Origin of the sequence: Lutibaculum baratangense AMV1, from assembly GCF_000496075.1 — a bacterium.
Taxonomy (GTDB): Bacteria; Pseudomonadota; Alphaproteobacteria; order Rhizobiales; family Tepidamorphaceae; genus Lutibaculum; species Lutibaculum baratangense.
Map to the genome: position 1 here is coordinate 40,805 of NZ_AWXZ01000017.1, position 13,195 is coordinate 53,999.

The 13,195-nt window shown below is 69.1% G+C and carries 14 protein-coding genes; 7 read left to right on the forward strand and 7 right to left on the reverse strand.

Annotated features, from left to right (window positions below):
- Positions 1-6 precede the first annotated feature (6 nt).
- The 7 genes from N177_RS05745 to mutM all read right to left on the reverse strand — a co-directional run bounded on the left by N177_RS05745 (position 7) and on the right by mutM (position 6,712).
- Positions 7-453 carry a GNAT family acetyltransferase gene (locus N177_RS05745; RefSeq protein ID WP_023431318.1) on the reverse strand — a complete coding sequence of 149 codons (447 nt, stop codon included), beginning with the start codon at positions 451-453 and terminating at the stop codon, positions 7-9.
- Positions 450-1,571 (reverse strand): DNA polymerase III subunit beta, encoded by a 1,122-nt coding sequence (gene dnaN / locus N177_RS05750; RefSeq protein WP_023431319.1) that lies wholly within the window; start codon positions 1,569-1,571, stop codon positions 450-452. Before dnaN ends, N177_RS05745 begins: the two co-directional genes overlap by 4 nt.
- Before the next feature lie 180 nt (positions 1,572-1,751).
- Positions 1,752-3,350 (reverse strand): chromosomal replication initiator protein DnaA, encoded by a 1,599-nt coding sequence (gene dnaA, locus N177_RS05755; RefSeq protein WP_244444237.1) that lies wholly within the window; start codon positions 3,348-3,350, stop codon positions 1,752-1,754.
- A complete protein-coding gene (locus N177_RS05760) occupies positions 3,347-3,781 on the reverse strand; it encodes a rhodanese-like domain-containing protein (RefSeq protein ID WP_023431321.1) in 435 nt (144 codons plus the stop codon). Before N177_RS05760 ends, dnaA begins: the two co-directional genes overlap by 4 nt.
- Before the next feature lie 771 nt (positions 3,782-4,552).
- Positions 4,553-4,819, reverse strand: coding sequence for a 30S ribosomal protein S20 (rpsT, locus tag N177_RS05765; RefSeq protein WP_023431322.1), 267 nt, complete (start codon positions 4,817-4,819; stop codon positions 4,553-4,555).
- Positions 4,820-4,984: 165 nt separating this feature from the next.
- Complete coding sequence (locus tag N177_RS05770) at positions 4,985-5,758, reverse strand: enoyl-CoA hydratase (protein WP_023431323.1); 774 nt, start codon at positions 5,756-5,758, stop codon at positions 4,985-4,987.
- 78 nt (positions 5,759-5,836) lie between these two features.
- On the reverse strand, positions 5,837-6,712 hold the full coding sequence (gene mutM / locus N177_RS05775; RefSeq protein ID WP_023431324.1) for a bifunctional DNA-formamidopyrimidine glycosylase/DNA-(apurinic or apyrimidinic site) lyase: 876 nt from the start codon (positions 6,710-6,712) through the stop codon (positions 5,837-5,839).
- Between the two features lie 90 nt (positions 6,713-6,802).
- Here mutM and ubiE point away from each other — a divergent pair, with 90 nt between their 5' ends.
- The 7 genes from ubiE (at position 6,803) to N177_RS05810 (ending at position 13,168) form a co-directional block, all read left to right on the forward strand.
- Positions 6,803-7,576 (forward strand): bifunctional demethylmenaquinone methyltransferase/2-methoxy-6-polyprenyl-1,4-benzoquinol methylase UbiE, encoded by a 774-nt coding sequence (gene ubiE, locus N177_RS05780; protein ID WP_023431325.1) that lies wholly within the window; start codon positions 6,803-6,805, stop codon positions 7,574-7,576.
- 16 nt (positions 7,577-7,592) lie between these two features.
- Positions 7,593-9,155: a 2-polyprenylphenol 6-hydroxylase gene (ubiB, locus tag N177_RS05785; RefSeq protein WP_023431326.1), complete on the forward strand. Its 1,563-nt coding sequence runs from the start codon at positions 7,593-7,595 to the stop codon at positions 9,153-9,155.
- A gap of 15 nt (positions 9,156-9,170) precedes the next feature.
- Positions 9,171-10,400, forward strand: coding sequence for a bifunctional phosphopantothenoylcysteine decarboxylase/phosphopantothenate--cysteine ligase CoaBC (gene coaBC / locus N177_RS05790; protein ID WP_023431327.1), 1,230 nt, complete (start codon positions 9,171-9,173; stop codon positions 10,398-10,400).
- Positions 10,397-10,849 (forward strand): dUTP diphosphatase, encoded by a 453-nt coding sequence (gene dut / locus N177_RS05795; protein ID WP_023431328.1) that lies wholly within the window; start codon positions 10,397-10,399, stop codon positions 10,847-10,849. The genes coaBC and dut overlap by 4 nt, the downstream gene beginning before the upstream one ends.
- A 183-nt stretch (positions 10,850-11,032) precedes the next feature.
- The gene (gene cysK, locus N177_RS05800; protein WP_023431329.1) at positions 11,033-11,986 is read left to right on the forward strand and encodes a cysteine synthase A; all 954 of its coding nucleotides are present in this window, start codon (positions 11,033-11,035) and stop codon (positions 11,984-11,986) included.
- 61 nt (positions 11,987-12,047) lie between these two features.
- Positions 12,048-12,785: a DUF2259 domain-containing protein gene (locus tag N177_RS05805; RefSeq protein ID WP_023431330.1), complete on the forward strand. Its 738-nt coding sequence runs from the start codon at positions 12,048-12,050 to the stop codon at positions 12,783-12,785.
- A complete protein-coding gene (locus N177_RS05810) occupies positions 12,782-13,168 on the forward strand; it encodes a hypothetical protein (protein WP_023431331.1) in 387 nt (128 codons plus the stop codon). Before N177_RS05805 ends, N177_RS05810 begins: the two co-directional genes overlap by 4 nt.
- The last annotated feature ends 27 nt before the right edge of the window (positions 13,169-13,195 follow it).

Below are 13,195 nucleotides of genomic sequence, written 5' to 3' on the forward strand. Positions count from 1 at the left end.
CGGCTCTCAGTCTAGCGCCTCGATGATCTTCTGCAGGCAGACGGTGCGGGTGTCGCGGTAGCCCAGCGTCTCGTAGAAGGCGACGACCGGCGCGTTGTCCTCGCGGACGAGGAGCTGCACCTTCCAGACGCCGCGTGCGGCGAGCCAGGCCTCGGCCGCCGCCATGATCGCGGCTCCGTGGCCGTGACCCTGGAGGGCCGGCTCGACGGCGACGTAGTAGACCCAGCCGCGGTGCCCGTCCTCGCCGACCATGGCGGTCGCCACGGGGCGTCCCTCGATCCCGCCCACGAGCACGCAGGCGTGGCCGTCGCGCCTCGCGAACGCGAAGTCCCGCACCGGATCGTTCCAGGGGCGGCTGACGCCCGCGGCGTGCCACAGCGCGATCACGGCTCCGGCGTCGCCGTCTTCCGCCTCGCGAATGGCGAGGCCCGACGTCGGCGCGCGCGTCCTCACACCCGCATCGGCATGAGGACGTAGAGCGTCGCGTCGTCGCTGTCGTCGCGGATCAGCGTCGGCGAGCCCGGATCGGCCAGCTCGAAGCGGGCGTTGCCGGATTCGATCTGCGAGGTGATGTCGAGGAGGTAGCGGGCGTTGAAGCCGATCTCGAGGGGATCGCTCTCGTAGCCGACGGGGATCTCTTCCGTCGCGCTGCCGGAATCGGGATTGTTCACCGTCAGCACGAGCTGGTCCTGGCCGATCGCGAGCTTCACCGCCCGGCCGCGCTCGCTCGAGACGGTGGAGACGAGGTCGACGGCCTTGCCGAACGAGGCGGTGTCGACCTGCATCACCTTGTCGTTGCCGCTCGGGATCACGCGGGCATAGTCGGGGAAGGTCCCGTCGATCAGCTTCGAGGTGAGGATCGTCTGGCCGACCGAGAAGCGGATCTTGTTGACCGACAGCTCGATGTCGACGCCGGCCTCGTCGGATTCGAGCAGGCGCTGGAGTTCCTGCACGGCCTTGCGGGGCACGATCACGCCCGGCATGCCGACGGTGCCTTCCGGTGCCTCGATCTCGGCGCGCGCGAGCCGGTGGCCGTCGGTCGCCACCGCGCGCAGCTTCAGTTCGCCCCCCTCGCCCTCGATCGTGTGCAGGAAGATGCCGTTCAGGTAGTAGCGCGTCTCCTCGAGCGAGATCGCGAACTGCGTCTTCTCGATCAGCTTCTTCAGCGCCGCCCCCGAGAGGGAGAAGGTGTGGCTCATCTCGCCGGCGGTGATGTCGGGGAAGTCGGTGTCCGGCAGCGTCTGCAGCGTGAAGCGCGCGCGGCCGGCCGAGAGGATCATCGTCCCGCTGTCGCTGCCCGTGTCGAGCGAGATCTCCGAGCCTTCGGGCAGCTTGCGCACGATGTCGTAGACGACGTGCGCCGGCACCGTCGTCGCGCCCGGCTGCACGACCGTCGCGGGCGTCGTCTCCACGACCTCGATGTCGAGGTCGGTCGCCTTCATCTGCAGCGAGGCGCCGTCGGCGCGCAGGAGGATGTTCGACAGGATCGGGATCGTGGTGCGCCGCTCGACCACACGGTGAACGCGACCGAGGGACTTGAGAAGGGCGGCCCGCTCAACAGTGACACGCATTTTCTAGAACCTGACGGTCTTGCCCGCGCGGAATGCATGATCCGTCCCGCGCCAGCCTCAGGGGAATAAGGGGAGGCAGACCTTGCCGTCAAACCCGCCGGTTTTCAAGCCCGACGAACGGAGGGACGGCACTACGTTCCGTCATCCGCCCTTCTTCGCTCGCGGTCCGGGGAAGCGCCCTCAGGCCTCCCCGTCCTCGACCCGCCGCTTCAGCGTCTCGACGTCGCGGGCGAGATTGCCGTCGCTGCCGAGAAGCTTCTCGATCTTCCGGATCGCGTGCAGCACCGTCGTGTGGTCGCGATTGCCGAAGCGCCGGCCGATCTCCGGCAGCGAGCGCGGCGTCATCGTCTTGGCGAGGTACATCGCCACCTGCCGCGGCAGGACGATCGCCCGGTTGCGGCGGCTCGAGACGAGGTCCTGGCGGCTCAGCTGGTAGTGTGACGAGACGACGCGCTGGATGTCCTCGATCTTCACCGGCGCCCGCTCGTGCTGCGAGACGAGGTCGCGGATCACCTTCTCGGCGAGCTCGACCGTCACGGGCACGCCGGCATAGCACTGATGCGCGGCGAGCCGGTTGATCGCGCCCTCGAGTTCGCGGCCGTTCGAGGAGACGTTCTTGGCGACGTATTCGAGAACCTCGTCCGGCAAGTCGACGCGCTGGCCCTGCCGGCCGAGGGCGGCGGCCCGCGCCTCGAGAATCCGGCGGCGCAGCACGAATTCCTGCTGCCCGACTCCGGCGACGAGGCCGCCTGCGAGGCGCGAGCGGGTGCGCTCGTCGAAGCCCTCGAGCTCGGCAGGCGAGCGATCCGCGACGATCACCACCTGGCGACACGCCTCGATCAGCGCGTTCATCGTGTGGCCGAACTCGCGGTGCGTCGCCTTGCCCTGCAGGAACTGCAGGTCGTCGATCAGCAGTAGGTCGACCTGGCGCAGCCTGTCCTTGAAGTCGATCGCGGAATCCGCCCGAAGCGCGGACACGAAGCGGAACACGAACTGCTCGGCGGAGAGGTGGAGCACCCGCCGGCCCGGCCCGAGCTCCTTGGTACGCCACGCGATCGCGTGCAGGAGGTGCGTCTTGCCGCGGCCGACGCCGCCGTGAATGAACAGCGGGTTGAACAGGGTCTCGCCGGACGCCGCAGCAGCGGCCACGGCGAAGGCCGTGTCGTGGGCGATCTTGTTCGAATCGCCCGTCGCGAAGCTGTCGAAACGGAAGCGCGGATCGAGGGGTGCGCTCTCGAGGCCGCCGGCCTCTCCCGCAGGCAGCTCGACGCGCGGCGGCCGCACCTCGCCGCTCGGCTCGACGACCTTCAGCGCGTCTCGCGCCGCGGCCCGGCGCGGCTCCGCCGGCGCCTTCTCGCACGCCGGCACCGTCGCGACGCCGCGAACCCTGATGTCGACCCGCTGCACGCTCGGCCGCTCCGCGCGCCACAGCGCGAGAAGCCTCGTGCCGTAGTTGTTGCGCAGCCACATCCGCAGGAACTGGGTCGGCACGGAGAGATGGACGGTGAACTCGTCGGCCTCGACGACCGCCACCCCCTTGAACCAGCTGCGGTAGACGTCCTCGCCATACTCCTGGCGAATGCGCTCTACGATGCGGGCCCAGACCGCCTCCGTGGTGCCCGGGGCATCCTCCGCGCCGCTGCCCTCCGCGTCCGACGCCTGGCAGTCGTCCCTGGTGCTCCCGGCCCAGCGTCCGGTCGCCACACCCGGCCCTCCGAGGACCCCGTGTCCTGCAAAGTCCATACCTGCCTCCTTCGCCGCCGCCTTCAGATCCTTCATGCCTGCACCCACGGGAGCCCCGCCGCCTTCCAGCCCTCGACCGTGCCCCTGTGCCGCGCGGCGTCGAGACGCCCCTCGAAGCCCCCAGCCACGTTGAAGCAGCTGGAATAGCCGGCCGCCGTCATCGCCGCGGCAGCCGCCGCGCTGCGCGCGCCGGACCTGCAGATGAAATAGACCGGCACGTCCTTCCTGAGCCCCCGCCGCTCCAGTTCGCTGCCCACCGCGTCGACGAAGCGCGCGGGGTCGGCCTGCATGCTCGGGAAGGCCTGCCACTCCACGAAGAGTGCCTCGCGTCCGAGCGGGCTCAGGTCCGGCACGCCCACGAAGCTCCATTCGGCCCTGGTGCGCACGTCGACCAGCACCGCATCGGGATCCTCCGCCAGAGCGAGCCATGTGTCGCTCGCGCTCGGATCCCCCGCATAGTCGCTCATTCCGTCTTCACTCCACGAGATCAGCAGGCGCGCGTCGAGCCGCTTCCGGCCAGGGCCGGACGAGCCGCGACAGATTGTTGTGTATTCTTGAGTTACAGCAGCTGGCGCGCCCTACCACGATCCAGCATATGCGGAGGTGAGCACGCACCGAACACTATCGAAGCGACGCCCAAACCTTCCATGAATCATGGTAGAATTCTCCCGTTGCTTGCAAGCAAGCATGGTATTGGCAAATTTTCTGCTGTGACGCTGGGGCGATCCCCCGAACGTCTTTGAAAGATACACAGCCCCCCCTGAGGAGGCAACCTGACTCGATTAAGAATCGGTTGCAGTTTGGTGACAGTGTGCCCCTCGCGGCGGGCCGGTCCGGCGAGTCGTTCAAACAAGCTTCTGTAGAGTCATGTGAATCGATTTCACGCCGCTCGCCCGTTCGGCCGACACGGCCGGCCGGATTCTTTTGCCTTGACTCTCGAAGACTCTCCGCGGCGATGCGCCACCCGTGTCCAGGCACGCCCACTATGGATCATGTGCCTGCAATGACTGGAGAATTTCTGTCTGCTTCAAAGCGCGACCTTATCCACAGGGGCGCACGATATGCGCTTCAACGGACTCGACTCCGCGGCCGAACCCGGACTCGAAGCCAGCCGTCAATCCCCACATTCGGGTGGAGCCGCCAACTGCCTTGATGACGCGGGCATGACAGGGGCACGACACGAAAAAAGCCCGGGCGACTGCCCGGGCTTTTCTACAACCTCGACGTACGGTAACGCGTCAGGCGTTCATCGTCTTGATACGATGGGAGAGACGGGAGATCTTCCGAGAGGCGGTATTGGTGTGAAAGATACCCTTTTGGGCGGCGCGCATGACCTCCGGCTGCGCTGCGCGCAGGGCCTCGTCGGCCGCGCTCTTGTCGCCGGAGGCGATCGCCTCCTCGACACGGCGCAGGAAGGTGCGAACGCGGCTCCGGCGCGTCTTGTTGATCGCGGTGCGGCGCTCGATCTTACGCACCGCCTTCTTAGCGGACGGTGTATTGGCCATTGCCAGTCTCCAGAGATCGGGACGGCGCACGGGCTGCGCGGGGCCCCGGATAATAAGCTGCGTCTCCGGCGGACATGACGTGCGCCGGGCGTGGCCGGCACCTATAGTCGGATGCCCCGCCGCCGTCAACCGTCCGGCGGGATCGAAGCGCGCAGATCCGCGCGCTCAGCGGTGACGGAACTGCGGCGTCCGCTTCTCCGCGAAGGCCTTCATGCCCTCCTTCTGATCCTCTGTGGCGAACAGCGAGTGGAAGAGGCGACGCTCCAGGCGGCAGCCCTCCGACAGCGTCGTCTCATGCGCGCTGTTCACCGCCTCCTTCGCCATCATCAGGGCCGGCATCGACAGATCGCCGATCCGCTCCGCCGCCTCGAGCGCCGTGTCGACAAGCTCGCCGACCGGAACGACCCGGCTGACGAGACCCGACCGCTCCGCCTCGCGGGCGTCCATCACGCGGCCGGTGAGGATCATGTCCATCGCCTTCGCCTTGCCGATCGCCCGGATCAGCCGCTGCGTTCCGCCGGCCCCCGGAATGATGCCGAGCGTGATCTCCGGCTGTCCGAACTTCGCGTTCTCCGCGGCGATGATGAAGTCGCACATCATCGCGAGCTCGCACCCCCCGCCGAGCGCGTAGCCGGCGACCGCGGCGATCACCGGCTTGCGGGCGCGGGAAAGGCGTTCCCACTCGGCGATGAAGTCCTCGCGGTAGGCCTGGACGAAGGTCTTGCCCTGCATCTCCTTGATGTCGGCACCGGCGGCGAAGGCCTTCTCGCTGCCGGTGATGACGATGCAGCGGACATGCGGGTCCTCCTCGAAGCCGTCCACCGCGCCGTTCAGCTCCGAGATGAGGCGCGCGTTCAACGCGTTCATCGCCTTGGGCCGGTCGAGGCGGATGAGGCCGGTCGTCCCCCGCGTCTCGGCGGTGATGCACTCATAGGCCATGGCGTCGCTCGAAGCCCCCGAATTGCGTGTCCTTCTCCAGCGCTACAGGACGTGGGCGCCGCTTTCAACGCCGCGGGCTCACCTCTGGCATTCCGGGCAGTAGAAGGTCGACCGTCCTGCCTGCACGATCCGCCGGACGGTGCCGCGGCAGCCGGGCGTCGGGCAGGGCGCGTCCAGCCGGTCGTAGACGCGGAAGGCGTGCTGGAACATGCCGAGCGTGCCGTCGGAACGGACATAGTCCCTGAGCGAGGATCCGCCCGCCTCGATCGCCTCGGCGAGCACCTCCTTCACCGCGTGCACGAGCCGCTCCGCGCGCTGCCCGGCGGTCCCGTCGCGCCGCGCCAGCGTCGCCGCGATGCGCTGCGGCGACAGTCGCGCCCGGTTCAGCGCCTCGCAGACATAGATGTTGCCGAGCCCGGCCACCACGCGCTGGTCGAGGAGCGCCGCCTTGAGGGGCGTCTGCCGCCCGGCTAGCGCCCGCGCGAGACAGGCCGCGTCGAATGCCGCGCCCATCGGCTCGGGGCCGAGGTCGCGGAACATCGGCGAGGCGTCCATCTCGTCGCGCGCGACGAGGTTCATGAAGCCGAAGCGGCGCGGGTCGTTGTACGTCATTGATTTCCCGTCATCGAGATTCATGATGACGTGGTCGTGTCGAGGGTCCTTCGCGCGCTCGTAGTGGAAAGAGTCCGCACCGGCGATCGCCTCCTCGACCCGCAGCGATCCCGACATGCCGAGATGGACGACGAGGCTGAGCCCGCCTTCGAGGTGAAGGAGGAGGTATTTCGCCCGCCGGCCGAGCTCCTCGATCCGCCGGCCCTCGATCCGCATCGCGAAATCGGGCGGAAAGGGAAAGCGCAGGTCGGGGCGGCGCAGATCGACGCGCGCGATCCTGCGGCCGGTCAGGGCCGGGGCGAGCCCGCGGCGAACGGTCTCGACTTCGGGCAGTTCGGGCATGGGCCTTGAAGAATGTCGGAGGAAATCGGCCGCGACGGTGCTCCCGCAACATAGCCTCACCCGCCCCGCTTGCGCTATGGTCCGCCCGCCATGAACAGCGATTTCGACGATCAGGCGGGCGCGCCGCACACGCATTTCGGTTTCAGGACCATTCCCGCGGCGGAGAAGCAGGGCCGCGTCGACGAGGTGTTCCACCGCGTCGCGGCCCGCTACGACATCATGAACGACCTGATGTCCGGCGGCCTCCACCGCGTCTGGAAGGACGCGATGATCAGCTGGCTCGCGCCGCCGCGCCGAGGGCCCTACAAGGTGCTCGACGTGGCGGGCGGCACCGGCGACATCGCCTTCCGCATCGCGCGCCGGTCGCGCGAGGCGCAGCTCACCGTCTGCGACATCAACGAGAGCATGCTGACGGTCGGGCGCCAGCGCGCCGAGAAGCAGGGCCTTTCGGACCGTGTCGATTTCGCCCTCGGCAACGCGCAGTCGCTGCCCTTCCCCGACATGAGCTTCGACGCCTACACGATCGCCTTCGGCATAAGGAACGTGACGGTGATCGAGGAGGCGCTCTCGGAGGCTTTCCGGGTGCTCCGGCCGGGCGGCCGCTTCATGTGCCTGGAGTTCTCGCCGGTCGACACGCCCGTGCTCGACCGCATCTACGACCTCTACTCCTACAGGGTGATCCCCGAGATCGGCCGCCGCATCGTAGGTGACCCCGATCCCTACCAGTATCTCGTGGAATCGATCCGCCGCTTCCCGCACAGGGAGACCTTCGCGGAGATGATCGCCGAGGCGGGATTCTCCCGCGTCTCCTTCCGCAAGATGACGGGCGGCGTCGCGCTCCTGCATTCCGGCTGGCGGCTTTGAAGCCGGAGACGGGCGCGTGATCGGCCCCTTCGTTCACCTCGGACGCCTCGCGCGCGCTGCCTTCGTCCTCGGTCGCGAGGGCGCGTTCGACCTCGTCGACGACCGCGAGCTGCCGCCCGGGCCCGCTCTCCTGGTGCGCGCGCTGCGCAAGCTGAAGCGCGGCGGCACGGCCGAGCAGGGACGGCTCGCGAAGGCGTTCGAGCGACTGGGGCCGAGTTGGATCAAGCTCGGCCAGTTCCTCGCGACAAGGCGCGACGTTGTCGGAGACGACATCGCCAGGGATCTCTCCGCACTCCAGGACCGGCTGCCGCCCTTTCCCGACGAGGTCGCGCGGCGCCAGATCGTCGACGCCTTCGACCGCCCGGTCGAGGGGCTCTACGAGTGGTTCGGGCCGCCCGTCGCCGCCGCCTCCATCGCCCAGGTGCACAAGGCCCGCACCGGGGGCATGGACGTCGCCGTCAAGATCCTGCGGCCGGGAGTCGAGGGCCGCTTCGCACGCGACCTGCGGACGTTCTTCTTCGCGGCGTGGATGATGGAGCGCTTGGACCCCATGTCCCAGCGCCTCCGCCCGGTCGACGTCGTCCAGACGCTCGCACGCTCGGTCACAATCGAGATGGACCTGCGGATGGAGGCCGCCGCCATCTCCGAAATGGCGGAGAACACGAAAAACGACCCAGACTTCCGCGTGCCGAGTGTCGACTGGTCGCGCTCCGGCAAGCGCATCATGACGATCGAGTGGATCGACGGCGCCCACATCGGCGACCGCGCCACGCTGATCGCCCAGGGCCACGACCTGAAGCGCCTCGGGCGGGTGGTCATCCAGTCCTTCCTGCGCCATGCGCTGCATCACGGCTTCTTCCACGCCGACATGCATCCGGGCAACCTGTTCATCGACCCGCAGGGCCGGCTCGTCGCCGTCGACTTCGGCATCACCGGCCGGCTGGGGCGCCGGGAGCGGCGCATCCTCGCGCAGATCCTGTGGGGGTTCATCCGGCGCGACTACTACGCGACCGCCAAGGCCCATTTCGAGGCCGGCTACGTTCCCCCGCACCACCGCATCGAGGACTTCGCGCAGGCGCTGCGCGCGATCGGCGAGCCCCTGCGCGACAAGCGCGCGAGCGAGATCTCGATGGCCAGGCTCCTGCAGCAGCTGATGGAGGTGACGGAGCTCTTCGACATGAGGACGCGTCCCGAGCTCATCATGTTGCAGAAGTCGATGGTGATCATCGAGGGCGTGGCGCGCGACCTCGATCCCGAGCTCGACATGTGGACGACGGCGGAGCCCGTCGTCGGCGACTATATCCGCAACGAGCTCGGGCCCCGCCGCCGGATCGAGAACGCGCTCGAGGGGTTGCAGGCGTTGATGGAACTGGCCGAGCAGGTGCCGGACGCCATGAAGCGACTGGAGAGCTTCGTCGAGTCGATCGATGATACCGTGAACAACGGCATGAAGCTGCACCCCAAGAGCGCGACGGAGTTCGGCCACGAGATCGCGCGCTACGCGCGCTCGGGCCGGATCGCGCTGTGGATCCTCGTGATCGTGGCGGCGGGCATCGCCGTCGGCGCCTCGATCTTCTAGGGAGGGAGTCTCGGCATGGATCGCGGCAAGCGCGTGCTCCTGATCGTCGGGGGCGGGATCGCCGCCTACAAGTGCCTGGAGCTGACGCGGCGGCTCGTGGAGCGCGGCATCGAGGTGCGCGTCGTCATGACGAGGGGCGCGACCGAGTTCGTGACGCCCCTCACCTTCTCGAGCCTCTCGCGCAACAAGGCGATGACCGAGCTCTTCTCCGTGACCGACGAGGCGGAGATCGGCCACATAAGGCTGTCGCGCGAGGCCGACCTCGTCGTCGTCGCGCCGGCGACGGCCGACCTTCTGGCGAAGATGGCGAACGGCCTCGCCGACGACCTCGCGAGCGCCGTGCTGCTCGCCACCGACAAGACCGTGCTTGCCGCCCCCGCCATGAACCCCCGCATGTGGGCGCACCCGGCCACGAGGCGCAACGTCCGCCAGCTTCAGGACGACGGCATCGCCTTCGTCGGTCCCGCCGAGGGCGAGATGGCGGAGAAGGGCGAGCCCGGCATCGGCCGGATGGCCGAGCCGCAGGAGATCCTCGCCGCCATCCTCGCGGAGCTGGACGGGGATGCGGGCCGGCTGAAGGGCCTCCTTCAGGGCCGCCGCGTCGTCGTGACGTCTGGGCCGACGCACGAGCCGATCGATCCCGTGCGCTATCTCGCCAACCGCTCGTCCGGGCGGCAGGGCCACGCGATCGCGGCCGCCGCCGCCCGGGCCGGGGCGGCGGTGACACTCGTCTCCGGCCCGGTGGCGATCCCCGATCCGGCCGGTGTGCGGACGATCCACGTCGAGACGGCGCGCCAGATGCTCGACGCGGTCGAGGGGGCGCTACCGGCCGACATCGCGATCTGCGCCGCCGCCGTCGCCGACTGGCGCCCGGTGGCGGAAGGCGAGCAGAAGCTCAAGAAGCAACCGGGTGCCGGCGCCCCCGCACTCGACCTCGTCGAGAACCCGGACATCCTCGCCACAATCTCGAAGCTCGCGAAGCACCGCCCCGGGCTGGTCGTCGGCTTCGCGGCCGAGACGGAGAACCTGATCGAACACGCGCGCGCGAAGCTTCAGCGGAAGGGCTGCGACCTGATCGTCGCGAACGACGTGTCCCCCTCCGGCGGGGTGATGGGCGGGGCGCGCAACACGGTCCACCTCGTCACCGCTTCGGGCGTGGAATCGTGGGAGGAGACGACGAAGGAGGAGGTCGCGCGGCGCCTGGTCGCGCACGTCGCCGGCCTCCTGGGGGAGCCCGGCGCATGACGCTCGCCCTGCGCATCAGGCGCCTGCCACATGCGGACGGCCTGCCGCTGCCGGCATATGCGAGCGAAGGCGCGGCCGGTCTCGATCTCGTCGCCGCCGTGCCGGCGGACGCTCCCCTGACGCTGGCGCCCGGCGAGCGCGTGCTCGTGCCGACGGGCCTCGCCATGGCCCTTCCCGCCGGACACGAGGGCCAGGTGCGGCCCCGCTCGGGCCTCGCGAGCCGATCGGGCGTCACCGTCCTCAACTCCCCCGGCACCGTCGACGAGGACTATCGCGGCGAGGTGAAGGTGCTGCTCGTCAATCTCGGCCGCGAAGCGGTGGAGATCGCGCGCGGCGACCGCATCGCCCAGCTCGTCGTCGCGCCGGTGACGAAGGTGACGATCATCGAGACCGGGACGCTTCCGGAGAGCCTTCGGGGCGAAGGCGGGTTCGGCTCGACGGGCCGCTGAGCCACCTGCGAGGGAAAGGCGTTCTCCGGCGCCGGCCGTCTACGGCAAGCCCGTTGCCGTCACCAGCCGGCAATCGCACGTCAACGCCCTCGTCAGCGGACGACGCTCGCCTTACCTTACGCTCTCGATCGGCCGGACAACTCGTCAGGGCCGTGAGCCAAGAGAGACATCAGGAGCTCCGACATGAGCGAGACGCCGAGCCGCGGCCGCATCTTCGATTCGATCACGGAAACGATCGGAAACACGCCGATCGTACGCCTGAAGCGCATCGCGGAAGAGCATGGCGTGAGGGCGAACATCCTTGCCAAGCTCGAGTTCTTCAACCCGATCTCCAGCGTGAAGGACCGCATCGGCGTCTCGATGATCGAGGCGCTCGAGCGCGAGGGCAAGATCGGCAAGGACACCGTCCTCGTCGAGCCCACCTCCGGCAACACCGGCATCGCGCTCGCCTTCGTCGCGGCCTCGAAGGGCTACCGGCTCATCCTGGTGATGCCCGAGACCATGTCGATGGAACGCCGCAAGATGCTGGCGCTCTTGGGCGCGGAGCTCGTGCTCACGGAGGGTCCCAAGGGCATGAAGGGCGCGGTCGCGCGCGCCGAGGAGCTCCTGGGCGAGATTCCGAACTCCGTCATGCCGCAGCAATTCGCGAACCCCGCGAACCCCGAGATCCACCGCCGGACGACGGCCGAGGAGATCTGGGCGGACACTGGGGGCGAGATCGACGGCTTCGTCTCCGGCATCGGCACGGGCGGCACGATCACCGGCGTCGGCCAGGTGCTGAAGCCCCGCAGGCCCCAGCTCAGGATCATCGCCGTCGAGCCCGAGGCGAGCCCGATCCTCTCCGGCGGCCAGCCCGGCCCGCACAAGATCCAGGGCATCGGCGCGGGCTTCGTGCCCGAAATTCTCGACCGATCCGTGATCGACGAGATCGTCCAGGTCTCGAACGAAGAGAGCTTCGAGATGGCGCGCCAGATCGCCCGGCTCGAGGGCATTCCCGTCGGCATCTCGTCGGGTGCCGCGGTCGCCGCCGCCGTCAAGGCGACCCGGGGCGAGGACTGGGTCGGCAAGAACGTCGTCATCATCATCCCCTCCTTCGCCGAGCGCTACCTGTCGACGGCCCTCTTCGACGGCCTCTGACCACCGCCCCTCACATGCGCCCCGTCCCCTGCTAGAGTGACGGGACAAGGGAGGGCCGCAGATGAGGATCGCAATCGCCGTCTTGCTCGCCGCCGCATGGGCCATTCCCCCCGCGGCGGCGGGCGACACCGCGGAGAGGCGCATCATCGGCTTCGCGGAGGAGGGCCGTCTCTTCGCCTTCGAGGAGTTCGGCGTCCAGGACGGCTCCGGCTTCCCGTACTCGAACATCTACGTCGTCGACACCGACACGGATTCCTGGGTCGCCGGCACGCCCATCCGCGTGCGCCTCGAGGAGGATGGCGCGGGCCTGGAGGACGCGCGCCGGCAGGCCGAGACGAGGCTCGAGGAGGTCGTCGGAGAGGAGCTGGGGGACGCACGTTTCGTGACGCTCGCACATTCGCCGCTGGGCGAATTCGAACAGAGCCCGACGGAGCTCCTCTTCGCACCGCTGATCCCCTCGAACCCGCTCGCCGATCCCGACCGGACCTACGCCGCCCGTCTCGACCTCTTCCATGCCGAGACCCAGGCGGCGGACTGCATCACCTATATCGGCGATCGTCCCATGGGCTTCCGCCTCACGGTGGACGGCCTCGAGAAGGGTGGCGGATCCGTGGTCCTGCACGAGGACGCTGGGCCGGTTCCCGCCTCGCGCGGCTGCCCGATCACGTACCGGCTCAGCGAGATCGTCGTGCCGGACTTTCCCCCCGATCGGCTCGCCGTGCTGATCAGCGTGTTCACGCCGGGCTTCGAGGGCCCGGACCGACGCTTCATCGCGGTCACGGGAAGGCTGCCGGAGTGAGCAGGCCCTCCCGGCCGACGGCGCCGCTCGCGCTGCTGGCGGCGGTCGCGCTGCCACCGCTCGCCCTCGGCGGCGCGTTCCTGTGGTACGTCTACGCTCCCGTCCGGGTCGAGGAGATGGTGCGCGGGCTCGCCGCGGAGGTCGTCATGATCGAGGGCATGCTTGAGGGGGTCAACGTGACCTGCCGCTTCGGACGGGGGGTCGAGCTGCGCGACGCGCGCGTCTCCTATGCCTGCGAGATCACGGGGATCTGCGACACGCCGGTGAGGCGGGAGGCCTTTGTCGGCCTCGAGCAGGGTCCGCATCTGGTAGGTGAGCCGCTGGCGCGCACGATCGCGGAAACGTGCCCCGACGCTGTCGGCACGGGCACCGACGAGGGATGAGCGCGCGGGCGGGGGCAGGAGCCTTCC

What these genes read in the sequence shown, in the direction of transcription:
- dnaN (WP_023431319.1), bottom strand. Translation starts at nt 1,571, where the DNA reads ATGCGTGTCACTGTTGAGCGGGCCGCCCTTCTCAAGTCCCTCGGTCGC.
- dnaA (WP_244444237.1), bottom strand. Translation starts at nt 3,350, where the DNA reads ATGAAGGATCTGAAGGCGGCGGCGAAGGAGGCAGGTATGGACTTTGCA.
- N177_RS05760 (WP_023431321.1), bottom strand. Translation starts at nt 3,781, where the DNA reads ATGAGCGACTATGCGGGGGATCCGAGCGCGAGCGACACATGGCTCGCT.
- rpsT (WP_023431322.1), bottom strand. Translation starts at nt 4,819, where the DNA reads ATGGCCAATACACCGTCCGCTAAGAAGGCGGTGCGTAAGATCGAGCGC.
- N177_RS05770 (WP_023431323.1), bottom strand. Translation starts at nt 5,758, where the DNA reads ATGGCCTATGAGTGCATCACCGCCGAGACGCGGGGGACGACCGGCCTC.
- mutM (WP_023431324.1), bottom strand. Translation starts at nt 6,712, where the DNA reads ATGCCCGAACTGCCCGAAGTCGAGACCGTTCGCCGCGGGCTCGCCCCG.
- ubiE (WP_023431325.1), top strand. Translation starts at nt 6,803, where the DNA reads ATGAACAGCGATTTCGACGATCAGGCGGGCGCGCCGCACACGCATTTC.
- coaBC (WP_023431327.1), top strand. Translation starts at nt 9,171, where the DNA reads ATGGATCGCGGCAAGCGCGTGCTCCTGATCGTCGGGGGCGGGATCGCC.
- dut (WP_023431328.1), top strand. Translation starts at nt 10,397, where the DNA reads ATGACGCTCGCCCTGCGCATCAGGCGCCTGCCACATGCGGACGGCCTG.
- cysK (WP_023431329.1), top strand. Translation starts at nt 11,033, where the DNA reads ATGAGCGAGACGCCGAGCCGCGGCCGCATCTTCGATTCGATCACGGAA.
- N177_RS05805 (WP_023431330.1), top strand. Translation starts at nt 12,048, where the DNA reads ATGAGGATCGCAATCGCCGTCTTGCTCGCCGCCGCATGGGCCATTCCC.